Genomic DNA, 24,637 nt, shown 5'->3' with positions numbered 1-24,637 from the left:
GCGGCTCTCAGGAGTTTAACAGGGAGGCGTCAAACAAAGTGGCTCCAACCACTCGGTAAGAATCCAGATCACTGGATGCGCATAGTAAACGCCTGTAAAGCTTAATGAAGTCTTAACGGCGCCGAGATTTTTTTACCAGGCGCGCCGCTTCTGTGCCGTAACAGGACAGCCGCCGTGATGCCGAATCGGCCCCGGCAATGTGGTTCGGGCCATGGTCCGCCGCACGGCTGCGAATGCCGGTGCCGAAACAAGCCCGCCTCCCACGCGACATCGTTCCGAAACAGGCGCCACGCTAAACGCCCGCTCCTCTGAACCGGCGGGCAAATCCGCTCGACCGCAAATCGCCAGGAGCGAACCCATGGACTGGTATTCGATTGTCAAGTTTCTCCACGTCGTCTCGGCCACTCTGTGGGTCGGCGGCGGTTTCGCGCTGTTCCTGCTTGGACTGCTTGCCGAGCGCGCCGGCAATGTCGAGGGCAAGCTGCAGGCGATGCGTGCCACCGGGCAGTTGGGCAACCGCTACTTCGCGCCGATGTCGATGCTGACGCTGCTGTTCGGCCTCATCATGTGCGCTTTCTGGGTTGGCTTTTCCGACCTTTGGATCCTGATCGGCCTTGCCGGTTACGCCACGACCTTCGCGATCGGCATGCTCGTGTTCAAGCCGAGCGCCGACCGCATGGCCGACATGATCGCGAAGGATGGCGTGACTCCGGCCGTCCTTGCCGTGGGCCAGCGCGTCATGGGCGCCGCCCGCTTCGACTATTCGGTGATGCTGGTGATCATCGCCGACATGGTGCTCAAGCCGACCGTGCACGACATCGCCATCCTCGCCGGCATGGCGCTGGTGGTTGCGGCAGGCGCCACGCTGGCCTTTGGCGGCGGCCGCCGGCTGGTGGAAAGCGCCGCCTGACAGCGCAATTGGCGAGGGCGGCCGGATATTCTCGCCGCCTATATCAGGCCGGCGATCCCGTCCCAGAGCAGCTTGACCGCAACGATCGCGACGGTCGCGTAGGTGAAGGGATAGAAGATCTCCGGCCGCATGCGCCGCACCAGCCAGGCGCCGGCGATGGTCGCCAGCGGCGCCAGCGGCATCAGCACGGCGGACGCCGTCAGGTTGGTGGTGTCGAACTGGCCGAGCGCGAAGTAGGGGATCAGCTTCAGCGCATTGGTGGCGGCGAAGAAGATCGCCGATGTGCCAGACAGCACTTTCGGGTCGAGCCGGATCGGCAGGGCATAGACCTGGAAGGGCGGGCCGCCGACATGGGCGACGAAGCTTGTGAAGCCGGCGACGGTGCCCCAGAAGGCAGCCGCCACGCGGTTGGGCGCAGCTGCATGGTCGGCGCCGTGGCGGAACTGCAGGTAGAGCCAGCGCAGCACGAAGATCAGCGCGACCGCGCCGACGATCAGTCGCACCATCTCCTCGGTGACCAGCGCCGCCGTCAGCCAGCCGAGGCCGATGCCGATCACCGCGCCCGGCATCATGTCGACCAGCATCTTGCGATCGTAGACGCCCCACCACGTCCAGACCGAGACGATGTCCATCAGGCACAGGATCGGCAGCAGGATGGCGGCCGCCTGCACCGGCGGCATGGCCAGCGCCATCAGCGGCACGCCGACGAAGCCGACGGCGCCGCCGAAGCCGCCTTTCGACAGGCCGACGAGAATGACCGCCGGAATGGCGGCGGCATAGAACCACGGATCGCTGAGCAGGCCTGACATGGGGTGAGAGCGGCTGGAGGATGGCGGGAGCCCTGCAATAGACCAGAAAGCGGTATATCGCGATAGCCAATGTGCTCTGGCAGCCGCCTGCGCGATCAACTGTCCGTAACACAGCTTTTGCGGATTTGCGGCAAGCGCATGGCCCATGCATAAGGTCGCCGGACCCGTGCATGAGGTTTGACAATGAGCGAAATCCGCATCCGCCGCGCCGAGGAAGCCGATCTCCCGGCCATCGTCACCATGCTCGCGGACGATCCGCTGGGTCGCGGTCGGGAGGACGCCAGCCAACCGCTGGCCAAATCCTATCGGGACGCCTTCGCGGCTGTCGACGCCGACCCCAACCAGTTCCTGGCCGTCATGACGGATGATGGCCGCGTCATCGGCACGCTGCAGATCTCCTATCTCGCCGGCCTGTCGCTGCGGGGCGCATGGCGCGGCCAGATTGAGGCCGTCCGCGTCGCCGCAGACCGGCGCGGCGAGCGGCTCGGGCAGCTCCTGCTCGAATGGGCGATCGGGGAATGCCGCAAGCGCGGCTGCAGGGTCGTCCAGTTGACGACCAACAAGAGCCGGGCGGATGCGCACCGCTTCTATGAACGGCTCGGCTTCAAGGCGAGCCACATCGGCTACAAGCTGGAGCTCTAGCGGTTGGTGTCGTGGCTGTCGGTAATCGCGGCCGCAGCCTACATCTTGTCAGGTCCCGGGTCGCCGCCGGCGGCGGTGATTGCGAGCCGGCCCAGATAGTGCGTCCAGCCCTTCTCATGGCTGTCGCAAATCTCTCGGTCGGCAAGGCCGCTATGGGTGAGCTTGACCCGCGTTCCGCCGGACTCTTCGACCAGGTCGATTTCAACAAGGCTCGAACCCGGCGGAGTCTGGTCGTTGCCCTCCCAGCCGAAGCTGTAGGCAAGGCGGTGGACGGGTACGACCTCGGTGAATTGGCCGCGTGCCGTGGCCCTTCCTGCCAAATTCAGCAAGTAAAGACCGCCGGGGTTGGGTTCCGCCGTTGCCTCCGTTCCCATCCAGCGCACGATCTTGTCGGGATCTGTCAGGAAGGCGAAAACCGTCGCCGGCGGCGCCGCGATCTGCACCTCACGACGAACGATCAAGGGTTCAGCCATCGAAATCTCCCGGGTGTGCGCGCCGCAACACGGCTCGCCCGACACACGGCGCCGGACCAGCGCATTCGATTCGAAGCTAAATCGCCCTTCCTTTCAACAAAAAACTCCTCGGGTTGTTTCGCGCTGGTGACAGCGACGGAACGCCGAAGCATGATCGTGTCGATGCGGCTTTCTTCAACTCTCGCCTGGTTGGTCGACCGCGCCGGCAGCGCCGTCCAACCGGATGCTTTTCTGGCCACGCTCGGCGCGCGACTGGTTGACGATGGGCTGCCGCTCGCCGGTGGATCCCTGACGCTCGCCGCGCCGCATCCGATCATAACGCGCCGCGCCTGGCTGTGGCGGGCCGAGACAGGCGTCGTCATGGAGGCGCTGGGTTTTGGCGCCGGCACGACGCCTGGAACCGGGGAGGGCGATCTCGGACGCGAATGGCTGGCGGGACTGGGAACGGGTGTCGTGCACAATTACACGGTCGGGCCTGAGCGTCAGGATACGCAATCCGAGAGTCCAAAACTGAATTGGGTCGCGGTCCGCCCTCTCGCGGAGCACGAATCGAATACACTGGACCAGGTGGCACGCTTCGCCGCCGCGCCACTTGCCGCTCTCGCTGCCAGGTCGGCGCTGTCGGCCCTGCTTGAGGCCTATCTTGGGCAGCGAAGCGCGGCGCAGGTGTTGGCCGGCCGTTCTCGGCGCGAGGTTGGTGAGACGATCCGTGCCGTCCTGCTCTACAGCGATTTGCGCGACTTTACCGCCCTGTCGGAGGAGACGGACGCCGAACAGGTCGTGGCGGCGCTCAACGCTAGCTTCGACCGCATCGCTGGTGCCGTTCACGCTTTCGGCGGCGAGGTGCTGAAATTCATCGGCGATGGGGTGCTGGCGATCTTTCCTGTCGGCGAGCGCTCGGCTTCAGTGGCTTGCGAGGCAGCGTTGCGCGCGATCGGAGCGGCGCGGGCGGGAATGGCGCAGCTCAATCAGGACCGTGCCAGACAGGGCATGCCCGAACTGCAGTTCGGCATGGCGCTGCATCTGGGCGACATGGTCTGGGGCAATATCGGCACAGCCGACCGGCTCGATTTCACCGCGATCGGCCCGGCCGTGAATCTCGTCAGCAGGCTCGAAGGCCTGTGCCGGCCGCTTGGACGGAGCGTGCTGATCTCGGGCGCTGTCGCGGCGGAAACATCAACGCCCGTGGTCGCGCTGGGCGAACATCAATTGCGCGGAATCGCCAGATCGTGCGCCGTCTTCGGCCTGCCGGACGGGTGACCTCAAGAGCGGTTCACCGTTTCACGGAAACGCCGAATTGCTTTTACGCAATTCCGGACGGAGAACCGCTCACGGCTTTTCTGAAATAGCTAGACGCCCAGCGGCGGCGGGCGGCGGCGGATCGGCTGCGCCTTGATGATGGCGGTGCTCGTCTCCGCCTTGTCGGCGATCCGGTCGAGAAGCCGATCGAGCTCGCCGATCGAGCGCACGAACAGCCGCGCGACGAAGCAGTCGTCGCCCGTCACCTTGTCGCATTCGCCGAATTCGGGCGTCTCCTCGATCAGCTTCTGCACGATGTGCAATTTGCCCGGCAGCGGCCGGATGCGCACGATCGCCTGCAGCGGGTAGCCGAGCGCTTCCGGATCGACCTCGATGGTGAAGGCGCGGATGACGCCGCGCTCCTCCAGCCGCCGCAGCCGCTCCGAAACGCTCGGTGACGACATGCCGACTTGCTGCGCCAGATCTTTCAGCGACGTTCTGGAATCCCGGACGAGGATGTCGAGAAGGTGCCTGTCAAGATCGTCGAGCATTTCCACATTCCACGATGAAGAGTGGTTTTGCCTTATTTAATTAGGTCAATACGGCATACCATCTTTCTGTCGGCATGGAAATGGCCGTCGGAGCTTGAGATCATGCAGCCATAAAGATCTAGAGGCTGCCTCATGAACAATACTCTGCACGGCACGGTCGAAATGACCGCGGCAATGGCGATCCTCGGCACGATCGGTTGGTTCGTCGTGCTTTCTGGCCAGCCTGCCATTGATGTGGTGTTCTGGCGATGCGCCTTCGGCGCGGCGACGCTGCTCGTCATCTGCGCGGCGCTCGGCCTGCTGCGCGGGACATTGACGCCGCGCGTCGCTGGGCTTGCCGTTCTCGGCGGCGCTGCCATCGTCATCAATTGGCTGCTGCTGTTCAGCGCCTTTCCCCGCGCCTCGATCTCGATCGCCACCGCCGTGTACAACACCCAGCCCTTCATGCTGGTTGGCTTCGGGGCGCTCTTCCTTGGCGAACGCCTGACCCTGACCAAGCTGGCCTGGCTCGCCATCGCCTTCGCCGGCATGCTGCTGATCGTACAGACCAGGCCCGATGCCGGCGATGTCGGCACCGACTATTTCACCGGGATCGTGATGGCGCTGGGGGCGGCCTTCTTCTGGGCCGTGGCGGCAATCGTCACCAAGACGCTCAAGGGCACGCCGCCGCACCTGATCGCGCTCATCCAGGTCTGCGTCGGCGCTGTCATGCTGGCGCCCTTCGCCAATCTTTCCCACCTCCCCGCCGACGCCCGGAGCTGGGTGATGCTGGCGACGCTCGGCGTCGTCCACACCGGTCTGATGTACATATTGATGTATGGCGCCATCCAGAAGCTGCCGACACACCTGCAGGGCGCGCTCTCTTTCGTCTATCCGGTGGTGGCGATCCTCGTCGACGTCGGCGCCTTCGGCCACCGTCTGCACCCCGCGCAGATCCTCGGCGCCGCCGCCATCCTGATCGCCGCCGCTGGCATGACCCTCGGCTGGACGCTTTGGAAGCCCAAGGTGCCGAGCCCACAAGCGGCCGAGTGAAGGACCGCGACGGCCGTCCTGCCGTCTCGGCTGGGCGGCGGTCCCGCCCGACCCGGTTAGCTCTGATATCATGATCCCGCTTGCCCGCCTGTTCAAACCGGGCGCTTTGCTCTATGCCGCAATGCAACCATCTTCGCCCGGCATAGGCGAAAACCGGGATCGATGACCAATGAACGACGCCACGCCGCCCAATCGCTGCCGTATCGTGCTGATCGCGCCGAAAGACGCGCCGGGCGAGCGTATTGCCGCGGCCTTCGAGGGCGGTGACGTCGCCTCGCTCATCCTGCCGGAAAACGGCATGGATGACGTCGCCTTCCAGGCCTTCGCCGAAAGGATCGTGCCCACGGCGCAGGCGGCAGGCATCGCGGTCGTCATCGCCGGCGATACCCGCATCGCCGGCCGCGTCCAGGCCGACGGCATCCATGTCGAGGTCTCCAGCCAGGAGCTCGCCGAGACCATCGAACACTTCCAGGGAAGGATGATGGTCGGCGTCGGTGGCGCCAAGACCCGCGACGATGCGCTGGCGCTCGGCGAGGCGCGGCCCGACTACATTTTCTTCGGCCGCTTCGGTTACGACAACAAGCCGGAGCCGCATCCGCGCAACCTGTCTCTTGGCCAATGGTGGGCCGAGATGATCCAGATCCCGTGCATCGTCATGGCCGGATCCGATCTCGCATCGGTCGAGGCGGTGGCCGCCACCGGCGCCGAATTCGTGGCGCTGTCCAGCGCCGTCTTCGCCGACGGGATCGACCCCAGGGGGGCGATCGCCGCCGCCAATGTGCTGCTCGACGAGACCGCGCCGCGCTTCGAGGATTGACGTGCGCCGGTCTTTGCTTCCCCTCGCGGTTCTGGCCGCGGCCCTTTTGACCGAGGCGGCGGCGGCGGCGCAGACCGTTCCGCTGCCGCAGCCCCGACCGGATGCGGGCGTACCGGACGCAAGCGCGCCGGCTGCAAATGCGCCCGCCGCAGGTGCGCCAACAACCGGCGTGCGTGTCGATAAGCCGATCGCCACGCCGCTGCCGCAGCCCGCCACCACGGCCCCATTGCCTTCGGCGGACGCCATTAATCCCGATCGCTTCGGCGCCAAACCGTCGGATTCGGCCTATGGCGCCTTTCAGCGTGGCCTCTACAAGACCGCCTACAATCTCGCCTTGGTGCGCGCCCAGAACGGGGACCCCGCCGCCCAGACCCTGGTGGCGGAGATCCTGTCGCGCGGGCTCGGCGTACCGCTCAACGCCGCGGAGGCCGCGAAATGGTACGCGCTCGCCGCCGAGCAGGGCGTGCCGGAATCGCAATTCCAGTACGCGCTGATGCTGCTCGACGGCCGCTACGTCAAGAAGGACGAGAAGGCGGCGTATGCGCTGATGCAGGCCGCCGCGGAGGCCGGCAACCGCCTGGCGCAGTTCAATTTCGCGCAATTGCTTGTCCAGCAGGATCCGGGCGACGCCGGCATCGCCAAGGCTGCCACCTATTACGAGCGCGCCGCCGCCACCGGACTGGCCGACGCGCAATATGCGATGGCGCAGATCTACGCCAATGGCGCCGGCGGCAAGCCGCGCGACGATGCCCAGGCGCGTCGGCTGCTGGCGCAGGCCGCCAGGCAGAACTACGATACGGCGCAGGTCGATCTCGCCACATGGATGATCGAGGGGCGCGGCGGCGACCGCGACCTGAAGTCCGGCTTCGGCTGGATGAAACAGGCGGCCGAGGGCGGTAACGTCGCCGCCCAGAATCGCCTCGCCAAGCTCTACATGGAAGGCATCGGCACCGAACCGGACCTGATCCTCGCGGCCGCCTGGTATATCGTTGCCCGTCGCGCCGGACTTATCGATCCCGAAATGGATGATTTCCTCCAGGGCCTCGACGACGGCCAGACCAAGCAGGCGCTGCAGAAGGCGAACCGTTTGCCTTGAGGGCAAGAGGCGCAGGGCGGCGGCGCTGCGTCGCGCTGCTCCCTCCTTGCCTCTCCGGACGATTTGTGGTCTTGGAGGCGCCAAATCGCCGTCGCGGCGGCTCCCTCACTCCGGACCAGCATCATCATGGCCAAGATCAATGGCAACGAAATCCGTCCCGGCACCGTCATCGAGCACGATGGCGGACTTTGGGTCGCGGTCAAGACCAACACCGTCAAGCCCGGCAAGGGCGGCGCCTACAACCAGGTCGAGCTGAAGAACCTCATCAACGGCACCAAGCTCAACGAGCGTTTTCGCTCGGCCGAGACCGTCGAGCAGATCCGGCTCGATCTGAAGGATTTTTCCTTCCTCTATGAGCAGGGCGATGCGCTGGTGTTTATGGACACCGAAAGCTACGAGCAGCTCGAACTGGCGAAGGATTTCGTCGGCGATCGCGCCGCCTTCCTGCAGGACGGCATGATGGTGACGGTCCAGCTCTACGAGGAACGGCCGATCGGCATTTCGCTGCCCGATCAGGTGACGCTGGCCATCACCGAGGCCGACCCGGTGGTGAAGGGGCAGACGGCTGCCTCTTCCTACAAGCCCGCGGTGCTGGAGAACGGCATCCGCGTGCTGGTGCCGCCCTTCATTGCCGCCGGCGAGCGCATCATCGTCGACACCAACGAAATCACTTACGTCCGCCGCGCCGACTAGAGCGCGGGACAGCGGGAAAACAAGATGGCGCGTTCAGCGATCCTCAATGTCATGGTCCAGGCCGCGATGAAGGCTGGCCGTTCGCTGGCGCGCGACTTCGGCGAAGTGCAGAACCTGCAGGTGTCGATGAAGGGGCCAGGCGACTATGTCAGCCAGGCCGACCGCAAGGCCGAGGACATCCTGTTCACCGAACTGTCGAAGGCAAGACCCGGCTACGCCTTCCTGATGGAAGAGCGCGGCGCCATCGAGGGCGAGGATGGCCAGCACCGCTGGATCGTCGACCCGCTCGACGGCACCACCAACTTCCTGCACGGCATCCCGCTCTTCGCCATCTCGATCGCGCTGGAGCGCCAGGGCCAGATCGTCGCCGGCGTCATCTACAATCCGGCGATGGACGAGCTCTACACTGCCGAGCGCGGCGGCGGCGCCTTCATGAACGACCGCCGGCTGCGCGTCGCCGGCCGCACCAAGCTCACCGACGCCGTGATCGGCTGCGGCGTGCCGCATCTCGGCCGTGGCCAGCACGGCAATTTCCTCATCGAACTGCGCAATGTGATGGCCGAGGTCTCGGGCGTGCGTCGTCTCGGTTCCGCCTCGCTCGATCTCGCCTATGTCGCCGCCGGCCGCATGGACGGGTTCTGGGAGGTCGGTCTGTCGGCCTGGGACATCGCTGCCGGCCTGCTGCTGATCCGCGAAGCCGGCGGCTTCGCTTCCGATTTCGAGGGTGGGCAGGAGATGCTGGAGCACGGCTCGGTCGTTGCCGGCAACGAGATCATCCAGCGCGCGCTGCTGAAGACCGTCAAGAAGCCGCTGCCATCTCGTTGACAGGCAAGTCACGTTGACGGGCGCCGCGCTGAAGCGCCGCAGTCGCAAAACGGCAACCAAAGCTTGAAATACTGTCCGGCAGACGCCCAGATGAGGGCCATGCAGGACCGTTCATGAGCGACACCAGGTCACAATCCCAGATCGAGATCCCGTTCGTGGGACGCTGGCATTACTCGCGTGCCGAAGTGATCGCCGACGGCATCGTACATGCGGTGGGCATCGTGCTGGCGATCGCGGCGGGTTCGGCCTTCCTGGCGCTGGCCGCCTTTCATGCCGGCCCCGGCGAGTATGTCGCTGCAGCCTTCTATGTCGCCTCGCTGCTCACCGTCCTGTCGGTGTCGCTGGCTTATAATCTTTGGCCGGTGTCGTCGCCGGCGAAGTGGATTCTGCGCCGCTTCGACCATGCCGCGATCTATCTGTTGATCGCCGCGACCTACACGCCCTTTCTCGCCCAGCTCGACGGCTCCCCGCTCGCCGTCTCGATGATCGTGCTGGTCTGGACGGCAGCGGCCATCGGCATCGCCATCAAGGTGCTTTTCCCCGGCCGCTTCGACCGGCTTGCGATTGTCTTCTACCTCGCCATCGGCTGGAGCGGCATTGTCCTGGTCGGCCCGATGGTGCGGACCTTGCCGACGACATCGATCGCGCTGATCGTTGCCGGCGGCATCGTCTATTCGCTTGGCGTCATCTTCTTCGCCTGGAAGGGGCTGCGCTTCCACAATGCCGTCTGGCATGGCTTTGTCGTCACCGGCGCCGGCTTGCATCTGGCCGCAATGGTCGACTGTCTGGTGATAAACCGGATCTAGAGCGTGATCCCGAAAGTGGGGAACCGGTTTTCGGAAAAGAACAGCTCCAACAAGAAGGTAGAGTCCCATCCCGATTTCCATCGGGGATGGAACAGGCTCTGAGCCCTGGCTCGGCATTATTGCCAACCACCATTCAATTTGGTCACAATTCCGTTTAGAGTTGCCGTCAACCTGATCGGCGGCGCGGCATCGGAAACGGGGTTCGGATGGCTTTTCTCAGATCCTTCGGCATGGGCAGGCGCTCCGACGTTCTGATCTACGATCCGCACAAATTGTCGAGCCCGCAGGTCTTCCTGCTCACCATGGTGATCTTCCTGATCATCGTTGCATTCATCGCCGCTATCCTCACCCGCCAGATCTCGACCGCCTTCGTCACCAATCCCGGCCTCAACGGCCTGATCATCGGCGTGCTGGTGGTCGGCATCCTCTTGGCCTTCGTCCAGGTCGGGCGCCTGTTTCGCGAGGTGCGCTGGGTCAACTCCTTCCGCGCCGGCTCGGAGACCACGGAGCCTGTGCTGCTCGCGCCAATGAAGGCGATGATCGGCCGCTCGTCGACGGTGGCCTTCTCGACCAGCTCGATGCGCACGATGCTCGATTCCATCGCCACTCGCCTCGACGAAAGCCGTGACACCTCGCGCTACCTCGTCGGGCTGCTTGTGTTCCTTGGCCTGCTCGGCACCTTCTGGGGTCTGCTCAACACCATCGGCTCGATCCGAGAAACCATCGAATCGCTCGATCCCGGCACCGGCGACGCCGCCGCCGTGCTCGATTCGCTGAAGCAAGGGCTTGCCGCGCCGCTCGCAGGCATGGGCACGGCGTTTTCGTCCTCGCTGTTCGGCCTCTCCGGCTCGCTTGTGCTCGGCTTCCTCGACCTGCAGGCCGGCCGTGCCCAGACCCGCTTCTACACCGAGCTGGAAAACTGGCTGTCCTCGGTCACCGATCTGTCGCACGATATCGTCGTCTCCGACTCGGCCAGGACCGAGCCCTCCGACGAGATCCGCCTGCTGTCGGAAAGGCTGCGCAGCCTGCAGGAGAATGGCGGCGGCTCCAATCCGCGCGTCGCCACCGCGATGGCCAACCTCGCCGACGGTATTTCGGGCCTGGTCAAGAACATGCGTTCGGAACAGCAGATCATGCGCGACTGGGTCGAAGCGCAGTCCGACGAGCAGAAGGCGATGCGCAACACGCTGGAAAAGATCGCCGACGCGCTGAAGAAGCCGGGAGTGCACTGACGTGGCGCTGGCAAGGCGGCGCGCCGATCGCCGCATCGACTATTGGCCGGGCTTCGTCGACGCGCTATCGACACTGCTTCTGGCGATCATGTTCCTGCTCACCGTCTTCGTGCTGGCGCAGTTCCTGCTCGGCCGCGAGATCTCCGGCAAGGACACGGTGCTCAACCGGCTCAATTCGCAGATCAACGAACTGACCCAGCTTCTGGCGCTGGAGCGCTCTACGACGCAGGACAGGGAGGATTCTCTCGCCAATCTGCAGGCCTCGCTATCGGCGTCGGAGGCGGAAAAGAGCCGGCTCGAACAACTGCTGGCGCAAGGCGCCGGCGCCGGCGACGCCGCCAACCAGCGCGCCGCCGCCCTCTCCGGCGAGCTCGACAGCCAGCGCCAGATCAGCCAGCAGGCGCTCAGCCAGGTCGAGATCCTGAACCAGCAGATCGCCGCCCTGCGCAAGCAGATCGGTGCGCTCGAGGACGCGCTCAACGTTTCGGAAGCGCGCGACCGCGACTCCAACACCAAGATCGCCGACCTCGGCCGCCGCCTCAATGTCGCGCTGGCGCAGCGCGTGCAGGAGCTGAACCGCTACCGCTCCGACTTCTTCGGCCGCCTGCGTGAGATCCTCGCCGACCGCGAGAACATCCGCATCGTCGGCGATCGCTTCGTCTTCCAGTCGGAGGTGCTGTTCCCGACCGGCTCCGAAGAGATCAACGATGCCGGTAAGGTTGAAATGAAGAAGCTCGCCGACGCCATCATCGAATTGCAGAAGGAAATCCCGCCGGAGATCAACTGGGTGCTGCGCGTCGACGGCCATACCGACAACAAGCCACTCTCGGGTGCCGGCCGCTATCGCGACAATTGGGAGCTGTCGACGGCGCGCTCGACCTCGGTGGTGAAGTTCCTGATCGAGAACGGCGTGCCGGCCAATCGGTTGGTCGCGGCCGGCTTCGGTGAATTCCAGCCACTCGATCCAGCCGACACCGACGAGGCGCGCAGCAAGAACCGCCGCATCGAGCTGAAGCTCACTGAACGGTGATCGCGTATCACGAGAATTTGTTCACAGACTCAACGCTAGGGCGCAGATACGTGACCGGCAAGTCCTGAAAACATTATCTTTTTTTAATTACACTTCGCGGCTGGGCGCTCCTAGCTTGCCGCGCAGGGCCGAGAACCGCCGGCGATGCCTCCCATCGCGGCACGACGGAACCGACGGCTCACAAGGTCGGAAAGCGGAGCGGCGCGGCCGCTCCCTTCCCCAGCAAAAGGATGCGCCGCATGCGCGTTTCATTCTCTCTCAGGACTGCCACGCTTGCCGCAATTCTCGTCACGGCCCCGCTCGCCGGCGCTTACGCTGCCGGACATCACAAGGGCGCTCTCGACGCGCCCGATCCCACCGATTTCACCGGTCCGCGCGTGACAGGCCTGATCGAGCAGGTGCAGGGCCTCGACCAGGGCATCACCGATGCGCGGCAGCAGAATGCGATTACGCCGGCCGAGGCACAGACGTTGCGCATGCGCGCCGCCCAGATCAGCCAGGCCGCCGCGAAAACGGCCGCCGCGGATCATGGCAGGATACCGGCAGCGCAGTATCATGATTTGCTGCGCCGTCTCGACGATGTTGACCAGGCGCTTCGCATCGACACCGGGGCCGGCTTCCTGATGGGCGACGGCGCGGACGGCGGGCACTATCCCAACGGCTGATCGCTCGACCCGAGGAAGGGACACCTGGCGCCCGAGGGAACTCCGTCCCAAGGGCGTCCTTTTTACCAGCCCAGCCAGAGCGCGATGATGCCGAGCGCGGCCGGCACGGTCTGGATGAACAGGATCTTCCTGCCGACGGTCGCCGCTCCATAGAGACCGGCGATGGCGACGCAGATCAGGAAGAACATCCTGACCTGGAAGCCGGCCGCGCCGAGATAGAGCCCCCAGATCAGCCCGGCGGCGAGAAACCCGTTGTAGAGCCCCTGATTAGCGGCCAGCACCTTGGACGCCTTGGCGAAATCCGGCGTCAGCCTGAACGCCTTGTGGCCCTGCGGCGTATCCCACAGCACCATCTCCAGATAGACGATGTAGCAGTGGATCAGCGCCACCAGCGCGACCAGGATGTTGCCTATCATTTTCCCCTCCGCTTCGTTGCCAACATTGATCACGCCGCAGCTTGCCCGCGCAAGGCGGCTCGGGCACCTCGTCGGGGTTGCCAAGGCTGGCGCGTTGGTATCTTTTCGCGCCGTCCAATTCGATAGCAGACCAGACTGGAACCGCCATGTCCTTTCAGAAACTCGACGACCTCGGCCACAAGCTCGAAGCGCTGGAACATGCGCTCGCCATCCTCGGCGCCGACGAGGCGACACATATGGCGGTCGGCGGCGGCGAGAAGCGCGCCGAGGCGATGTCGGCGCTCGCCGGGATGCTGCATGCCCGGGCGACGGCGCCGGAGATCGGCGACTGGATCGCTGCGGCGGAAGAGGAGGCGCTGAACGAGGAGCAGCAGGCGGCGGTCAGGGAACTGCGCCGGCAATACACCAACATGACCTGCCTGCCGGTCGAGTTCGTCGAGCGGCAGACGACGGCGCGCATGCGCTCCGAGCAGCTCTGGCGCGACCTGCGCGCCAAAAACGACTGGGCGGGTTTCCAGCCGGCGCTGGAAGGCGTGATCGCCCTGGTGCGCGAGGAAGCGGCCTTGCGCGCCGATGCGCTTGGGCTCGATCCCTATGACGCGCTGATGGAGCAATATGACCCCGGCAACCGCGCCGTCGACATCACGCCGGTCTTCGCGGAGCTGAAGGCCTTCCTCAAGGGCTTCGTGCCGGAGGCGCTGGCGTTGCAGGAGGAGCGGCTGGCGAAGCATCCGCTGAAGCCGCTTTCCGGCAACTATGCGATCGAGCGTCAGCGCGAGCTCGGCCTTGCCATGATGGCGGCGGTCGGTTTCGACCTCACCCATGGCTCGCTGTCGGTGTCGCATCACCCCTTCTGCGGCGGCGTGCCGAGCGACGTGCGCATCACCACCCGCTACAAGACCACCGATTTCCTGTCGGCGCTGATGGGCGTGCTGCACGAGACCGGCCATGCGCTTTACGAGCAGAACCTACCGAAGGCCTGGGCGCACTGGCCGCTTGGCAAGGCGCGCGGCATGGCCGTGCACGAAAGCCAGAGCCTGTTCGTCGAAAAGCAGGTCGGCCGCAATCCGGCCTTCTGGCGCTGGGCCCTGCCGGTGGTCGAGAAGCATCTCGGCGAGACCTGGTCGATCGACGACATCCTGCCGCATGTGCACCGGGTCGAGCGCGGCCTGATCCGCGTCGATGCCGACGAGGTCACCTACCCGCTGCATGTCATCCTGCGCTACGAACTGGAGCAGGAACTCGTCTCGGGACGGCTGGAGGTTGCCGACCTGCCCGAGGCCTGGGACGGCAGGATGCGCAACTATCTCGGCCTGTCGACCCTGGACAATCCAGCCGACGGACCGATGCAGGATGTGCACTGGCCGGGCGCCGCCTTCGGCTATTTCCCGTCCTATACGCTAGGTGCCATGATGGCGGCACAGCAATGGGCGGCGCTGACCCGTGAGCATCCGTCCGCCGACGACGACCTCGCCAGGGGCGACTTCAGCGCCATCAACGCCTGGCGGCGTGAAAGGATCTGGTCGCAGGGGTCGCGCTGGTCGACCCCAGACCTGCTCGAACGCGCCACCGGCGAGAAGCTCAATGCAACGTATTTCACGGAGCATCTGCGCAAGCGCTATGGCAACTGAGCCCGCTTCTCTGGATCAAGACACCCGGAACATTCGCCACCAGTCTTTACTTTGGCCGGAAAGAGTCTGAAAGCACTGGCTGCCAACGATCTCGCCAAGAACTTTCCGATCAAGGCCGCCGACCTCGGCACCGACCTGCCGACGCCGACCATGGTGGACCGCGCCGGCCCGAACGGCGGCTTGCCGCACTGAACTGAATGAAAACCGAGGCGATTATTCAGCCGCGCCTTTGAAGGCGCTGGCGCCGGTCTCGAACTGCAGCTTGGCCAGCCGCGCATAGATGCCGCCCTTGGCGACCAGGCTCTGATGCGTGCCTTCCTCGACAATGCGGCCGCCTTCCATGACGAGAATCCGGTCGGCCTTCAGCACCGTCGCCAGCCGGTGGGCGATGACGATCGTGGTGCGGCCCTGCATGAGGCGCTCAAGCGCCGTCTGCACCAGCGTCTCGCTTTCGGCGTCGAGCGCCGAGGTCGCCTCGTCGAGCAACAGGATCGGTGCGTCGCGCAGGATGGCGCGGGCTATCGCCACGCGCTGGCGCTGGCCGCCGGACAGCGTCACCCCGCGCTCGCCGACCTGGCTCTCATAGCCCTTGTCCAGCTTGAGGATGAATTCGTCGGCGAGTGCTGCCTTCGCCGCCGCCTCGATCTCAACATCACTGGCGCCAGGCCGGCCGAAGCCGATATTGTCGCGAGCGCTGGCGGCGAAGATGGTGACGTCCTGTGGCACGATGGCGATGCGCTGCCTGATCGCCACCGGATCGGCCTCGCGCAAATCGATGCCGTCGATGACGATGCGGCCGGTCTCGGGGTCGTAGAAGCGCAGGATCAGTGAAAAGACAGTGCTTTTGCCCGCGCCGGAAGGGCCGACGATGGCCACCGTCTCACCGGGCTTCACCTGGAAGCTGAGGCCATGCACGGCGGCACGGTCCGGCCGTGCCGGATAGGAGAAGGAGACGTCGTCGAAGCTGATCGCGCCTTTCGCCTTCGCCGGCAATGGCCGCGGATCGGCGGGCGGCTGGATCGCCGGCTTCTCGGCCAGGATCTCGGTCAGCCGCTCGGCGGCACCCGCCGCCTGGGCGAGCTCGCCCCACACTTCCGACAGCGCGCCGAGCGCGCCGGCCGCGAACACCGAATAGAGCAGGAACTGGCCGAGCGTGCCTGCCGACATCGTGCCGGAGAGCACGTCGCGCGAGCCGAACCACAGCACCGCCACCACCGAGGAAAAAATCATGAAGATGGCGAAGAAGGTGAGGAAGGCGCGCGCGAAGACCGAGCCGCGCGCCGCCTCGAAGGCGGCTTCCACTGCTGCGGAGAAACGGCCGGTGACCAGCGTCTCGTTGGTGAAGGCCTGCAGCGTGCGCACCGCGCCGATCTGCTCGCTGGCATAGGCGGTGGCGTTGGCCAGCGTATCCTGCGCCTGCCGTGACTTGCGCCTGACCGAACGGCCGAAAGCGACCAGTGGCAGCACGATGAGCGGGATGGCGGCGATGACGAGGCCGGACAGTTTCGGGCTGGTGAACACCATCATCGCCACCGCACCGAGACCGAGGATGACGTTGCGCAGCGCCACCGAGGCGGTGGCGCCGACCGCCGATTTCACCTGCGTGGTGTCGGCGGCAAGACGCGACACGATCTCGCCCGACTGGGCCGTGTCGAAGAAGGCCGGCGACAGCGTCGTAACATGAGCGAAAACGTCGCGGCGGATGTCGGCGACCACCCGCTCGCCGAGGGTGATGACGAAATAATAGCGGCTGGCCGAGGCCGCAGCCAGCAATGCGGCCATCACCACCAGCATGGCGAAATATTCAGCGATGAATTTGGAATCGGAGGCGGAAAAGCCATGGTCGATCATACGGCGCACGGCCATTGGCAAGGCCAGCGTCGTTGCCGCCGCTACGACCAGCGATATGATCGCGCCGATGACCATCTTGCGGTAGCGGAAGATGTAAGGATAAAGGCGTCTCAGAGGGCCGAGCGAGCGTCTGCGCCCGTCTTCCTCGCCACTGATGTTCGCCATGACCGTTTCCTCTGGCCACCTTCGGCTATGCGCTTCGAATATGCGCGTGCCGCGGCCTTGTGATTCAATTCCGGCTGATGTATAGGCTCGCCGACCGTTTTAGAAGCCGCGGCTCCTCAATAGCTGCGGCTTCGAGTTTTAAAAAGGGGCGCATCGACGCAGGCCTTGGGCCCGTCGGCAGCGCCGGTAAGCCAGGAACAGAACCATGAAGACCGATATCCATCCCGACTACCACACCATCAAGGTCGTCATGACCGACGGCACCGAATACCTGACCCGTTCGACCTGGGGCAAGGAAGGCGATACGATGAACCTCGATATCGACCCGACCACGCACCCGGCCTGGACCGGCGGCCAGCAGACCCTGCTCGACCGCGGCGGCCGCCTGTCGAAGTTCAAGAAGCGCTTCGAAGGTTTCGGCCTTTAAGCCTATTCCTGCCTTGTCGCAGATCAAGAACCCGCCTTCGAGGCGGGTTTTTTGTTGACCAGAGCTCCCTTCTCCCCGTCACTATACGGGGAGAAGGTGCCGGCGGGCGGATGAGGGGCGGGGCCGACCTCGACAATTGGCTGAGAAATTCAATTCGGGAATTCGGTGACCGCGCACTTTTCGCGACAAAGCTGCCGTCAAATATCATAGGCCCGTGCTGCCTGCCGGCATCCTCTCCCTGGGGACAGGGGACGCTCTCATTGCCGATTCCGCCAATCGACAACGCGGCAGGAAAAACGCCAAGGGCGGCTCGTCTCTACCCATCCACCAGCTCTCGCAACGCCATGCGCTTGTAGGCCGCGACCAGCCGGTCGCCTTCCTTGCGGTCAACGGAGATCGCCAGCCGCATAGCGGCCTCACCCATCTGCCAGATCAGCAGCGCTGTCGTCTCAAGCGCCACCGGATCGGCATTCGGACGCAGCCGCTTGAGCACCGCTGTCAGGAATTCCGCGTTGGCGCGGCTGTCGGCGAGTTCCAGCGCGTGCAGTGCCTTGTCGGCCTGCGTGCCCGACCAGATGTCGCGCATCACCGGTTCAGCCAGGAACAGACGGTAATAGACGTCCACCAGTTCCGAAAATGCTCGCCGCAAGCCCTCGGCGTCGCCGACATCCTTGAGCGCTGCGGCAATGCAGGCCTGGCTTTCGGCGGTGTAGCGCTCGGCCAGCGCCCAGACGATCGCCCGCTTGTCGGGGAAGAACTGGTAGAGCGAGCCGATCGAAACGCCCGCCCTTTCCGCCACCTCGCCCATGCGCATGGCGTCGCTGCCCTGCTCCGCGATCAGCGCCGAGGCGGCGGCAAGCATGCGCTCGACCCGCTCGCGGCTGCGCTGCTGGCTCGGGGACCGGCGCGGCGAGGCCACCGATCCATCCTGCTGATGCGGCGCGGCACCTCTGCCTTCCATGGAGTCCTCCGGAAAGATTCTGCGACAACTCGCTTGACTCACAAAATACGAGGGTTTATCACGTTTTGCAAATGTGAGGATTACTCATATTTGTAAGCCGAGGAGATCGAGATGACTGCGAAACCTATTTTGATCCTGGGCGGCACCGGCAAGACCGGCCGGCGCCTGGCCGAACGGCTGATCGCCAGGAAAATTCCTGTGCGCATCGGCTCCCGCGCTGGCACGCCACCCTTCGACTGGCTGGACAAGGAAACATGGGGCCGTGCGCTCGACGGCGTCGGCGCCGTCTACATCAGCTACTATCCAGACATCGCCGTGCCGGGCGCCGCCGAAACCGTCGAGGCGTTTGCCCGGCTTGCCGTCGAACGCGGCGTCAAGCGCCTGGTGCTGCTCTCCGGTCGCGGCGAGCCTGAAGCCCAGCGCGCCGAGGAGATGTTGAAGGCCTCCGGCGCCGACTGGACCATCCTGCGCTGCGCCTGGTTCTCGCAGAATTTCAGCGAGGGCTTCCTGATCGAGTCTATCCTCGAGGGCGAGGTCGCCTTGCCGGTCGGCAATGTCGGTGAACCTTTCGTCGAAGTCGACGACATCGCCGACGTCGCCGCAACCGTCCTGACGGAGCCAGGTCATATCGGCCAGCTTTACGAGCTCACCGGCCCGCGCCTGTTGAGCTTCGCCGACGCCGTCGCCGAGATCGGCAAGGCCGCCGGCCGCGACATCCGTTACCAGCAGATCTCACATGCCGAATTCACCGAGGCTGTGGCGGCGCACAATTTGCCGCCGGAATTCGGCTGGCTGCTCGACGAGCTCTTCACGAAGGTGCTCGACGGCCGCAACGAGACGCTGGCCGACGGCGTGCAGCGCGCGCTCGGCCGCCAGCCGAAGGACTTTTCCGCTTATGCAACCGAAACCGCCGCCAGCGGCATCTGGAGCAATTGAGATGATGAAACTTCTTCCCACCCTCACCTTCATTGCCGCGATCGGCTCCGGCGTCGTCGGTGGCGTTTTCTTCGCCTTTTCCAATTTCGTCATGGCGGCGCTTGCCCGGCTGCCCGTCCCAAGCGGCATCGCGGCGATGAATTCGATCAACGTCACGGTGATCACCCCGACGTTCATGACGGCCCTGTTCGGCACCGGCCTCATCTGCCTGGGGCTGATTGCCGCCGCGCTGTTGGGCTGGACCCAGTCGGGCACGTATTGGCTGCTTGCCGGCGCCGTGATCTATTTCGTCGGCAACCCGATCGTGACCATGGTCTTCAACGTGCCGCTCAACGACGCGCTCGCCGCCGTCGACCCGGCGAGCGCCAACGGCGCCGCCGTGTGGGCGAACCATCTGAGCCAATGGGTGATGTGGAATCACGTCCGCACCATCACGGCCATCGTGTCGATGGCCTGTTTCATCCTGTCGATGCTTTGAGAAGCGCAAGGCACAAACAAAAGACCCGGCTCAGGCCGGGTCTTTTTTATCACCTTTGCGATCCGCATGGCCGAGATCGCGCTCCGGGTCGATGACGTCGCGGACCAGTTGCTTGAGCTTCGCGGCGTCCGGAAAGCCGCCGTCGCGCTTGCGCTCCCAGACAAGCGTGTCATTGCAGGAAATGCTGAAGATGCCGCCGGTGCCCGGCACCAGCGTCACCTCGCCGAGATCGGTGCCGAAGGTCGAGAGCAGCTCCTGCGCCATCCAGCCGGCTCTGAGCAGCCACTGGCACTGCGTGCAATAGGTGATGCGGACGGTAGGCAGCGGCTTGTCGCTCATATCAGGTTGAGCTTCGCTCATATTTCGGACTTAGGCCGCGCTGAGCTTGGCCATGGTCTCGTCGTCGACCTCGAAATTGGCGTAGACGCTCTGCACGTCGTCGTCGTCCTCGAGCGTGGCGACCAGCTTCATCAGCGACTGCGCGCGTTCCTCGTCGACCGGAACGTTGTTCTGCGGCTGCCAGATCGGCTTCACCGATTCCGCCTCGCCGAGCGAGGCTTCCAGCGCCTTCGACACGTCGCCGAGATTCTCGAAGGCGCAGTAGATGGTGTGGCCTTCCTCGTCCGATTCGACGTCGTCCGCGCCGGCTTCGATCGCCGCTTCCATGACCTTGTCGGCGTTGCCGGCCGATGCCGGATAATAGATCTCGCCGACGCGGTTCCACATGAACGACACCGAGCCGGTTTCGCCCAGCGCCCCGCCGGCCTTGGTGAAGGCGGCGCGCACGTTCGAAGCCGAACGGTTGCGGTTGTCGGTCAGCGCCTCGACGATCAGCGCCACGCCGCCCGGGCCGTAGCCCTCATAGCGCACGGCCTCGTAGTTTTCGCCGTCGCCGGCCGAAGCCTTGTTGATGGCGCGCTGGATGTTGTCCTTCGGCATCGAGACGGCCTTGGCGTTCTGCACGGCAAGGCGCAGCCGTGGGTTCATCGCCGGGTCCGGCGTGCCGGTCTTGGCGGCGACGGTGATTTCGCGCGCCAGCTTGGAAAACATTTTCGACCGCACCGCGTCCTGGCGGCCCTTGCGGTGCATGATGTTCTTGAACTGTGAATGGCCAGCCATGGCACCCCTGTCGTTTTCGGCTAGAGCATCCTGAAGCCAGGTGCAGTGACCTTGCTCTTCGCAAAATGCTCGAATTCAAAATTTCAGAACGTCCCTGATACGCCTGCAAGGCATACGGCGCTCTCTCGGAATGGCCGGCTTATAGATAAATCGGCTCAATTCGTCCAGCCGCGCGTGGTAAAGGGGCGCGCGCGGATCCGATCGATCCGGCCTTCAGTGCTCCAGATCGGACTTCAGCCGGCCGATGATGCTTAGCGCATGGCCGGCATACTGGCTGATCCAGCGGTCATGGATCTGCTTGATCGGCAGCGCGTTGAGATGGTTCCAACGCTCGCGCCCCTCGCGCTTCGCCACGACGAGCTCGGCCTCCTCCAGCACCTTGAGGTGCAGCATGACGGTGCACCGGTCCATGTCGGGGAAGGCCTCGCACAGCATGCCTGTGGTGAGCGGCGCATCCTTCAGCCGATCCAGCAATTCCCGCCGGCGCGGATGCGCCAGCGCCTTGAAAACATTGTCGTCTCGCGATCGGCTTGACATGTTATAATTATATAACATATCGTCGAGACGAGCAAGGAAGGAGCTGTGGATATGTCTCTTGGATTCAGGGTTTCCGGTCGCATCGGCAAGCCGGTCGCCGAGGTCTTCGACGCAGTCGCCAATCCGGGCAAGCTGAGCGGCTATTTCACCACCCTTGGCGGCGCCAGCGCCCCACTGGTCGCCGGCACCACCGTGACCTGGTGGAAGACCGTGCCGGTGGAGGTCGATGAGGTGGTTCCCAACAAGCGCATTTTGCTGCGTTGGGATGGCAGCGGCCCCGGCGTAGTGCCGGCTTACAAGACCACGATCGAGATGAACTTCGAGCCGCTGGAGGACGGCGGCACCTTCGTCACCATCGCCGAAAGCGGATGGCGTGAGGATGAGGCCGGCCGCAAATCATCCTATGGCAATTGCGAGGGCTGGTCACAGATGCTCGCCTGCATGAAGGCCTATGTCGAGTACGGCATCAACCTGCGTGAAGGGTTCTACCCCAGCGAAATGCGTGGTGAGCTACCGACTTCGGACAGCAAATAAGCCCGAGGCAGCCGGGAAGGGGACCGCCCGCCGCCGGGCGGGCTGCCATGCTCAATGCCCTTCGCCGGACCTTGCCTTCTTGCGCCGCCGCGCCAGCATGTTGAGCCCCTCGACCAGCGCCGAAAAGCCCATCGCCGCGTAGATGTAGCCCTTGGGCACATGGTAGCCCATGCCGTCGGCGATCAGCGTCATGCCGATCATCAGCAGGAAGCCGAGCGCCAGCATGACGATGCTGGGATTCTTGGCGATGAAATCGGCAAGCGGACCGGCCGCCAGCATCATCACGCTCACCGCCACGATGACGGCGATGTACATGATGGCGATCTCGTCGGTCATGCCGACGGCGGTGATGATCGAATCGATCGAGAACACGAGGTCGAGCAAAAGGATCTGGAAGATGGCGCCGGCGAGCGATATCTGCAGCGTCTCGCCGAGCATCGTGTCCTTGTGGTCCTCGGGATCGACCGTGTGGTGGATTTCCTTGGTCGCCTTCCATACCAGGAACAGGCCGCCGGCTATCAGGATCAGGTCGCGCCAGGAGAAGCCGTGGCCAAGGGCGGTGAACACCGGCGTCGTCAGCTGGACGATGATCGAGATGGTGGCGAGCAGCACCAGCCGCATGATCAGCGCCGCCGAGATGCCGAGCCGGCGCGCGCGGGCCCTTTGCCCTGCGGGCAATTTGTTGGTCAGGATCGAGATGAAGATCAGATTGTCGATACCGAGGACGACCTCCAGCACCACCAGCGTCAGCAGCGCGACCCAGGCGGTCGGGTCGGAGACAAAGGCAAAGTGCGGCGCCAGGAATTCGATGAGCTGCATGGAGGTCGTCCCCTCTACGATCTGAAGCAGGTGTCGCCGCCAGTTAGGTACTGACGCCGCTCATATCAATGTCACGACCAGAAGGACGGCGCGGTTTCTTCCAGCCTGGGCCCGCGACGAAACGGCGCGATCTTCTCCGCCAGCCCTGTCCGGTCGGAAATCTCGACGCCGACGCCGCACAAGGTCGCCGGACCGTTTGCCGCCTCGAAGCGGCCTTTCGGCACTTTCGACAGGAAGCGGTTGAGCGGCTCCTCCTTGTCCATGCCGAGCGAGGAATCATAATCTCCGCACATGCCGGCGTCCGACATATAGCCTGTGCCGCCATTGAGGATCTGGTGGTCGGCGGTCGGCTGATGCGTGTGGGTGCCGACGACGAGGCTGACGCGGCCATCGACGAAATGCGCAAAGCACATCTTTTCCGACGTTGCCTCGGCGTGGAAATCGATGACCACCGCATCGGCCTGCTCGCCGAGCGGACAGGCGGCAAGCTCGCGCTCGCCGGCCTGGAACGGATCGTCGAGCTCGGGATGCATGAAGACGCGCCCCATGATGTTGGCGACCAGCACGCGCGCGCCGTTCCTGGCGATGTAGACGCCGGAGCCGCGCCCCGGCGTGCCCTTTGGGAAATTGGACGGACGCAGGAAGCGCTCCTCGCGCGGCGCGAAGACCAGCGCGTCGCGCTGGTCCCAGACATGGTTGCCGGTGGTCACGACATCGGCGCCGGCGGCGAGCGTCTCGCGAAAAATCTCCTCGGTGATGCCGAAGCCGCCGGCGGCGTTCTCGCCATTGACGATGACGAAGTCGAGCTTGAAGTCCGAGATCAGGCCCGGCAGTTGTTCCCACACCGCCGTGCGCCCAGTTTTTCCGACCATGTCGCCGAGGAAGAAAAGTCTCATACGATCCCGCGCTGAAAGTCCGCCAAGCAAAAGCTGCATGACTTTCCGCAAAAGATCATGCGTTCTCAGACGCTTTTCTACAATTCCGGCGTGAACCGGCGCAACCCGCTCTCGGTGAGTATTTCCGGGATGATCACATCGTGGTTCTCATCGGGGACCTGTGCCACCTCCTGGCAGTCGAAGGCGATGCCGATCAGCCTGGGGGACAACCCCTTGTCGGCCAGCTTGCCGATCGCACGGTCGTAGTAGCCGGCGCCATAGCCGATGCGATGGCCGCGCGCGTCGAAGGCGGCGAGCGGCACCAGCATGACGGACGGATCGAGCACCGCCGCCTCCTCATGCGGACCGACCGTGCCGAAGCCCATTTCGACCATCGGCGCGCCACGCACCAACTCGCGAAAGACGATTGTGCTCTTGTCGAGGATGGCCGGCAGACAGAGCCTTGCGCCCTTTTCGCGCAGCGCAAACATCAGCGGCCGCACGTCGACTTCCGAGCGCATCGGCCAGAAGCCGGAGACGATCTGCCCATGCTCGACGGCGATCTGGTCGCGCGCCGTCTCGGCCATTTCGAGCGCGATCTCCACCCGCCAGAATTCGTCGAGCGCGTCGCGGCGGGCCAGTGCTTCCTTGCGCAGATGTTTTTTCAGGTCTTTGGAAGAGGTCATGTGCGGACGCTAGAAAAGGCCGCAGCGAGGCGGCGTTGCAGGAGCGACGTTTTCTACCGCTTATCCCAAAATTCGGTGAGTGACGATCCACGCAACCGGTGGAGAGGTCGATCCCGGGTGCCTACAAAGTAGGTGGGCGCCGTGTGAGAAAACCCACGGGTCTTCCCAGGGACAGCTCCCTAAGGATCGATAAGGCCCCGGGGATAAGTTTCTCCTGCCGGGAAGCGCAGACCGCCAAAGCCAATATAGGCCGATGGCTGGCCGAGCGCCAGAGAAACGGGATCTTTCGCACAACGCTGGCCAGCAAACCCGGGCCTGGCGTTGCGACGCTGCCGCGCCTTGCGCTGTCGAGGTCGCGTCCTTACGGTCGGCCCGGACGAAC

The 24,637-nt window shown here is 64.6% G+C and carries 30 protein-coding genes and 1 other RNA gene; 18 read left to right on the top strand and 13 right to left on the bottom strand.

Annotated elements, in window-relative coordinates; all coding sequences use genetic code 11:
- Nucleotides 1-358: 358 nt before the first annotated feature.
- Complete coding sequence (locus EJ073_RS24570; protein ID WP_126057864.1) at nucleotides 359-910, top strand: DUF2269 family protein; 552 nt, start codon at nucleotides 359-361, stop codon at nucleotides 908-910.
- A 38-nt stretch (nucleotides 911-948) separates the two neighbouring features.
- On the opposite strand, the gene EJ073_RS24565 is transcribed toward EJ073_RS24570, so the two are convergent.
- The gene (locus EJ073_RS24565) at nucleotides 949-1,719 is read right to left on the bottom strand and encodes a sulfite exporter TauE/SafE family protein (protein ID WP_126057863.1); all 771 of its coding nucleotides are present in this window, start codon (nucleotides 1,717-1,719) and stop codon (nucleotides 949-951) included.
- Nucleotides 1,720-1,902: 183 nt separating this feature from the next.
- Here EJ073_RS24565 and EJ073_RS24560 point away from each other — a divergent pair, with 183 nt between their 5' ends.
- Entirely contained in the window at nucleotides 1,903-2,361 is a 459-nt protein-coding gene (locus EJ073_RS24560; protein ID WP_126057862.1) for a GNAT family N-acetyltransferase, read from the top strand.
- 38 nt (nucleotides 2,362-2,399) lie between these two features.
- Here the strand turns inward: EJ073_RS24560 and EJ073_RS24555 are convergent, their stop codons facing one another.
- Nucleotides 2,400-2,834 (bottom strand): SRPBCC domain-containing protein, encoded by a 435-nt coding sequence (locus EJ073_RS24555; RefSeq protein WP_126057861.1) that lies wholly within the window; start codon nucleotides 2,832-2,834, stop codon nucleotides 2,400-2,402.
- Nucleotides 2,835-2,996: 162 nt separating this feature from the next.
- Between EJ073_RS24555 and EJ073_RS24550 the strand changes: the two genes are divergently transcribed.
- Nucleotides 2,997-4,094 (top strand): adenylate/guanylate cyclase domain-containing protein, encoded by a 1,098-nt coding sequence (locus tag EJ073_RS24550; protein ID WP_126059328.1) that lies wholly within the window; start codon nucleotides 2,997-2,999, stop codon nucleotides 4,092-4,094.
- An 89-nt stretch (nucleotides 4,095-4,183) separates the two neighbouring features.
- Here the strand turns inward: EJ073_RS24550 and EJ073_RS24545 are convergent, their stop codons facing one another.
- A complete protein-coding gene (locus EJ073_RS24545) occupies nucleotides 4,184-4,624 on the bottom strand; it encodes an Lrp/AsnC family transcriptional regulator (RefSeq protein WP_126057860.1) in 441 nt (146 codons plus the stop codon).
- Nucleotides 4,625-4,756: 132 nt separating this feature from the next.
- Between EJ073_RS24545 and EJ073_RS24540 the strand changes: the two genes are divergently transcribed.
- The 9 genes from EJ073_RS24540 to EJ073_RS24500 all read left to right on the top strand — a co-directional run bounded on the left by EJ073_RS24540 (nucleotide 4,757) and on the right by EJ073_RS24500 (nucleotide 12,820).
- The gene (locus tag EJ073_RS24540; protein WP_126057859.1) at nucleotides 4,757-5,656 is read left to right on the top strand and encodes a DMT family transporter; all 900 of its coding nucleotides are present in this window, start codon (nucleotides 4,757-4,759) and stop codon (nucleotides 5,654-5,656) included.
- A 169-nt stretch (nucleotides 5,657-5,825) separates the two neighbouring features.
- On the top strand, nucleotides 5,826-6,473 hold the full coding sequence (locus tag EJ073_RS24535; protein WP_126057858.1) for a thiamine phosphate synthase: 648 nt from the start codon (nucleotides 5,826-5,828) through the stop codon (nucleotides 6,471-6,473).
- A 1-nt stretch (nucleotide 6,474) separates the two neighbouring features.
- Nucleotides 6,475-7,569, top strand: a complete 1,095-nt coding sequence (locus tag EJ073_RS24530; protein WP_126057857.1) for a tetratricopeptide repeat protein — start codon at nucleotides 6,475-6,477, stop codon at nucleotides 7,567-7,569.
- A 126-nt stretch (nucleotides 7,570-7,695) separates the two neighbouring features.
- Nucleotides 7,696-8,262, top strand: a complete 567-nt coding sequence (gene efp / locus EJ073_RS24525; protein ID WP_126057856.1) for an elongation factor P — start codon at nucleotides 7,696-7,698, stop codon at nucleotides 8,260-8,262.
- A gap of 24 nt (nucleotides 8,263-8,286) precedes the next feature.
- Nucleotides 8,287-9,087 carry an inositol monophosphatase family protein gene (locus tag EJ073_RS24520; RefSeq protein WP_126057855.1) on the top strand — a complete coding sequence of 267 codons (801 nt, stop codon included), beginning with the start codon at nucleotides 8,287-8,289 and terminating at the stop codon, nucleotides 9,085-9,087.
- A gap of 113 nt (nucleotides 9,088-9,200) precedes the next feature.
- Nucleotides 9,201-9,893, top strand: a complete 693-nt coding sequence (locus EJ073_RS24515) for a hemolysin III family protein (RefSeq protein ID WP_126057854.1) — start codon at nucleotides 9,201-9,203, stop codon at nucleotides 9,891-9,893.
- A gap of 206 nt (nucleotides 9,894-10,099) precedes the next feature.
- On the top strand, nucleotides 10,100-11,125 hold the full coding sequence (locus EJ073_RS24510; protein WP_126057853.1) for a MotA/TolQ/ExbB proton channel family protein: 1,026 nt from the start codon (nucleotides 10,100-10,102) through the stop codon (nucleotides 11,123-11,125).
- 1 nt (nucleotide 11,126) lies between these two features.
- Nucleotides 11,127-12,155, top strand: a complete 1,029-nt coding sequence (locus tag EJ073_RS24505; RefSeq protein WP_126057852.1) for a peptidoglycan -binding protein — start codon at nucleotides 11,127-11,129, stop codon at nucleotides 12,153-12,155.
- A 239-nt stretch (nucleotides 12,156-12,394) separates the two neighbouring features.
- Nucleotides 12,395-12,820, top strand: coding sequence for a hypothetical protein (locus tag EJ073_RS24500; RefSeq protein WP_127406765.1), 426 nt, complete (start codon nucleotides 12,395-12,397; stop codon nucleotides 12,818-12,820).
- Nucleotides 12,821-12,882: 62 nt separating this feature from the next.
- Here EJ073_RS24500 and EJ073_RS24495 read toward each other — a convergent pair whose 3' ends face one another.
- Entirely contained in the window at nucleotides 12,883-13,236 is a 354-nt protein-coding gene (locus EJ073_RS24495) for a DUF1304 domain-containing protein (protein ID WP_126057850.1), read from the bottom strand.
- A gap of 146 nt (nucleotides 13,237-13,382) precedes the next feature.
- Here EJ073_RS24495 and EJ073_RS24490 point away from each other — a divergent pair, with 146 nt between their 5' ends.
- Entirely contained in the window at nucleotides 13,383-14,867 is a 1,485-nt protein-coding gene (locus tag EJ073_RS24490; RefSeq protein WP_126057849.1) for a carboxypeptidase M32, read from the top strand.
- 51 nt (nucleotides 14,868-14,918) lie between these two features.
- Nucleotides 14,919-15,059, top strand: a complete 141-nt coding sequence (locus EJ073_RS31745; RefSeq protein WP_189347509.1) for a hypothetical protein — start codon at nucleotides 14,919-14,921, stop codon at nucleotides 15,057-15,059.
- Between the two features lie 21 nt (nucleotides 15,060-15,080).
- On the opposite strand, the gene EJ073_RS24485 is transcribed toward EJ073_RS31745, so the two are convergent.
- A complete protein-coding gene (locus tag EJ073_RS24485; protein WP_126057848.1) occupies nucleotides 15,081-16,883 on the bottom strand; it encodes an ABC transporter transmembrane domain-containing protein in 1,803 nt (600 codons plus the stop codon).
- A 205-nt stretch (nucleotides 16,884-17,088) separates the two neighbouring features.
- Between EJ073_RS24485 and rpmE the strand changes: the two genes are divergently transcribed.
- A complete protein-coding gene (gene rpmE / locus EJ073_RS24480; RefSeq protein WP_126057847.1) occupies nucleotides 17,089-17,310 on the top strand; it encodes a 50S ribosomal protein L31 in 222 nt (73 codons plus the stop codon).
- 316 nt (nucleotides 17,311-17,626) lie between these two features.
- Here rpmE and EJ073_RS24475 read toward each other — a convergent pair whose 3' ends face one another.
- Entirely contained in the window at nucleotides 17,627-18,271 is a 645-nt protein-coding gene (locus EJ073_RS24475; protein ID WP_126057846.1) for a TetR/AcrR family transcriptional regulator, read from the bottom strand.
- Nucleotides 18,272-18,382: 111 nt separating this feature from the next.
- Between EJ073_RS24475 and EJ073_RS24470 the strand changes: the two genes are divergently transcribed.
- Entirely contained in the window at nucleotides 18,383-19,207 is an 825-nt protein-coding gene (locus EJ073_RS24470) for an NAD(P)H-binding protein (protein ID WP_126057845.1), read from the top strand.
- A 1-nt stretch (nucleotide 19,208) separates the two neighbouring features.
- Nucleotides 19,209-19,685, top strand: a complete 477-nt coding sequence (locus EJ073_RS24465; RefSeq protein ID WP_126057844.1) for a DUF1772 domain-containing protein — start codon at nucleotides 19,209-19,211, stop codon at nucleotides 19,683-19,685.
- 30 nt (nucleotides 19,686-19,715) lie between these two features.
- Here EJ073_RS24465 and EJ073_RS24460 read toward each other — a convergent pair whose 3' ends face one another.
- The 3 genes from EJ073_RS24460 to EJ073_RS24450 form a co-directional block, all read right to left on the bottom strand.
- Nucleotides 19,716-20,024: a SelT/SelW/SelH family protein gene (locus tag EJ073_RS24460; protein WP_245455343.1), complete on the bottom strand. Its 309-nt coding sequence runs from the start codon at nucleotides 20,022-20,024 to the stop codon at nucleotides 19,716-19,718.
- A 30-nt stretch (nucleotides 20,025-20,054) separates the two neighbouring features.
- The gene (locus EJ073_RS24455) at nucleotides 20,055-20,804 is read right to left on the bottom strand and encodes a YebC/PmpR family DNA-binding transcriptional regulator (protein WP_126057842.1); all 750 of its coding nucleotides are present in this window, start codon (nucleotides 20,802-20,804) and stop codon (nucleotides 20,055-20,057) included.
- Between the two features lie 213 nt (nucleotides 20,805-21,017).
- Nucleotides 21,018-21,341, bottom strand: a complete 324-nt coding sequence (locus tag EJ073_RS24450) for a helix-turn-helix domain-containing protein (RefSeq protein WP_126057841.1) — start codon at nucleotides 21,339-21,341, stop codon at nucleotides 21,018-21,020.
- Between the two features lie 51 nt (nucleotides 21,342-21,392).
- On the opposite strand from EJ073_RS24450, the gene EJ073_RS24445 reads away from it, so the two are divergent.
- Nucleotides 21,393-21,875 (top strand): SRPBCC domain-containing protein, encoded by a 483-nt coding sequence (locus EJ073_RS24445; RefSeq protein ID WP_126057840.1) that lies wholly within the window; start codon nucleotides 21,393-21,395, stop codon nucleotides 21,873-21,875.
- A 51-nt stretch (nucleotides 21,876-21,926) separates the two neighbouring features.
- On the opposite strand, the gene EJ073_RS24440 is transcribed toward EJ073_RS24445, so the two are convergent.
- The 4 genes from EJ073_RS24440 to ssrS all read right to left on the bottom strand — a co-directional run bounded on the left by EJ073_RS24440 (nucleotide 21,927) and on the right by ssrS (nucleotide 24,491).
- The gene (locus tag EJ073_RS24440; RefSeq protein WP_126057839.1) at nucleotides 21,927-22,694 is read right to left on the bottom strand and encodes a TerC family protein; all 768 of its coding nucleotides are present in this window, start codon (nucleotides 22,692-22,694) and stop codon (nucleotides 21,927-21,929) included.
- A gap of 71 nt (nucleotides 22,695-22,765) precedes the next feature.
- Nucleotides 22,766-23,590: a YmdB family metallophosphoesterase gene (locus EJ073_RS24435; protein ID WP_126057838.1), complete on the bottom strand. Its 825-nt coding sequence runs from the start codon at nucleotides 23,588-23,590 to the stop codon at nucleotides 22,766-22,768.
- A 77-nt stretch (nucleotides 23,591-23,667) separates the two neighbouring features.
- A complete protein-coding gene (locus EJ073_RS24430; protein ID WP_126057837.1) occupies nucleotides 23,668-24,255 on the bottom strand; it encodes a 5-formyltetrahydrofolate cyclo-ligase in 588 nt (195 codons plus the stop codon).
- 80 nt (nucleotides 24,256-24,335) lie between these two features.
- Nucleotides 24,336-24,491, bottom strand: a non-coding RNA gene (ssrS, locus tag EJ073_RS24425) — 6S RNA.
- Between the last annotated feature and the right edge of the window lie 146 nt (nucleotides 24,492-24,637).

It is taken from the genome of Mesorhizobium sp. M4B.F.Ca.ET.058.02.1.1 (assembly GCF_003952505.1).
GTDB lineage: Bacteria > Pseudomonadota > Alphaproteobacteria > Rhizobiales > Rhizobiaceae > Mesorhizobium.
Note: the sequence above shows the minus strand (reverse complement) of the source record. Positions and strands in the feature narration are given on the sequence as shown.

What these genes read in the sequence shown, in the direction of transcription:
- EJ073_RS24560 (WP_126057862.1), top strand. Translation starts at nt 1,903, where the DNA reads ATGAGCGAAATCCGCATCCGCCGCGCCGAGGAAGCCGATCTCCCGGCC.
- EJ073_RS24475 (WP_126057846.1), bottom strand. Translation starts at nt 18,271, where the DNA reads ATGGAAGGCAGAGGTGCCGCGCCGCATCAGCAGGATGGATCGGTGGCC.
- EJ073_RS24515 (WP_126057854.1), top strand. Translation starts at nt 9,201, where the DNA reads ATGAGCGACACCAGGTCACAATCCCAGATCGAGATCCCGTTCGTGGGA.
- rpmE (WP_126057847.1), top strand. Translation starts at nt 17,089, where the DNA reads ATGAAGACCGATATCCATCCCGACTACCACACCATCAAGGTCGTCATG.
- EJ073_RS24430 (WP_126057837.1), bottom strand. Translation starts at nt 24,255, where the DNA reads ATGACCTCTTCCAAAGACCTGAAAAAACATCTGCGCAAGGAAGCACTG.
- EJ073_RS24455 (WP_126057842.1), bottom strand. Translation starts at nt 20,804, where the DNA reads ATGGCTGGCCATTCACAGTTCAAGAACATCATGCACCGCAAGGGCCGC.
- EJ073_RS24555 (WP_126057861.1), bottom strand. Translation starts at nt 2,834, where the DNA reads ATGGCTGAACCCTTGATCGTTCGTCGTGAGGTGCAGATCGCGGCGCCG.
- EJ073_RS24445 (WP_126057840.1), top strand. Translation starts at nt 21,393, where the DNA reads ATGTCTCTTGGATTCAGGGTTTCCGGTCGCATCGGCAAGCCGGTCGCC.
- EJ073_RS24490 (WP_126057849.1), top strand. Translation starts at nt 13,383, where the DNA reads ATGTCCTTTCAGAAACTCGACGACCTCGGCCACAAGCTCGAAGCGCTG.
- EJ073_RS24440 (WP_126057839.1), bottom strand. Translation starts at nt 22,694, where the DNA reads ATGCAGCTCATCGAATTCCTGGCGCCGCACTTTGCCTTTGTCTCCGAC.
- EJ073_RS24450 (WP_126057841.1), bottom strand. Translation starts at nt 21,341, where the DNA reads ATGTCAAGCCGATCGCGAGACGACAATGTTTTCAAGGCGCTGGCGCAT.
- EJ073_RS24435 (WP_126057838.1), bottom strand. Translation starts at nt 23,590, where the DNA reads ATGAGACTTTTCTTCCTCGGCGACATGGTCGGAAAAACTGGGCGCACG.
- EJ073_RS24510 (WP_126057853.1), top strand. Translation starts at nt 10,100, where the DNA reads ATGGCTTTTCTCAGATCCTTCGGCATGGGCAGGCGCTCCGACGTTCTG.
- EJ073_RS24565 (WP_126057863.1), bottom strand. Translation starts at nt 1,719, where the DNA reads ATGTCAGGCCTGCTCAGCGATCCGTGGTTCTATGCCGCCGCCATTCCG.
- EJ073_RS24495 (WP_126057850.1), bottom strand. Translation starts at nt 13,236, where the DNA reads ATGATAGGCAACATCCTGGTCGCGCTGGTGGCGCTGATCCACTGCTAC.
- EJ073_RS24500 (WP_127406765.1), top strand. Translation starts at nt 12,395, where the DNA reads ATGCGCGTTTCATTCTCTCTCAGGACTGCCACGCTTGCCGCAATTCTC.
- efp (WP_126057856.1), top strand. Translation starts at nt 7,696, where the DNA reads ATGGCCAAGATCAATGGCAACGAAATCCGTCCCGGCACCGTCATCGAG.
- EJ073_RS24540 (WP_126057859.1), top strand. Translation starts at nt 4,757, where the DNA reads ATGAACAATACTCTGCACGGCACGGTCGAAATGACCGCGGCAATGGCG.
- EJ073_RS24535 (WP_126057858.1), top strand. Translation starts at nt 5,826, where the DNA reads ATGAACGACGCCACGCCGCCCAATCGCTGCCGTATCGTGCTGATCGCG.
- EJ073_RS24465 (WP_126057844.1), top strand. Translation starts at nt 19,209, where the DNA reads ATGATGAAACTTCTTCCCACCCTCACCTTCATTGCCGCGATCGGCTCC.
- EJ073_RS24520 (WP_126057855.1), top strand. Translation starts at nt 8,287, where the DNA reads ATGGCGCGTTCAGCGATCCTCAATGTCATGGTCCAGGCCGCGATGAAG.
- EJ073_RS24550 (WP_126059328.1), top strand. Translation starts at nt 2,997, where the DNA reads ATGCGGCTTTCTTCAACTCTCGCCTGGTTGGTCGACCGCGCCGGCAGC.
- EJ073_RS24460 (WP_245455343.1), bottom strand. Translation starts at nt 20,024, where the DNA reads ATGAGCGACAAGCCGCTGCCTACCGTCCGCATCACCTATTGCACGCAG.
- EJ073_RS24545 (WP_126057860.1), bottom strand. Translation starts at nt 4,624, where the DNA reads ATGCTCGACGATCTTGACAGGCACCTTCTCGACATCCTCGTCCGGGAT.
- EJ073_RS24470 (WP_126057845.1), top strand. Translation starts at nt 18,383, where the DNA reads ATGACTGCGAAACCTATTTTGATCCTGGGCGGCACCGGCAAGACCGGC.
- EJ073_RS24485 (WP_126057848.1), bottom strand. Translation starts at nt 16,883, where the DNA reads ATGGCGAACATCAGTGGCGAGGAAGACGGGCGCAGACGCTCGCTCGGC.
- EJ073_RS24570 (WP_126057864.1), top strand. Translation starts at nt 359, where the DNA reads ATGGACTGGTATTCGATTGTCAAGTTTCTCCACGTCGTCTCGGCCACT.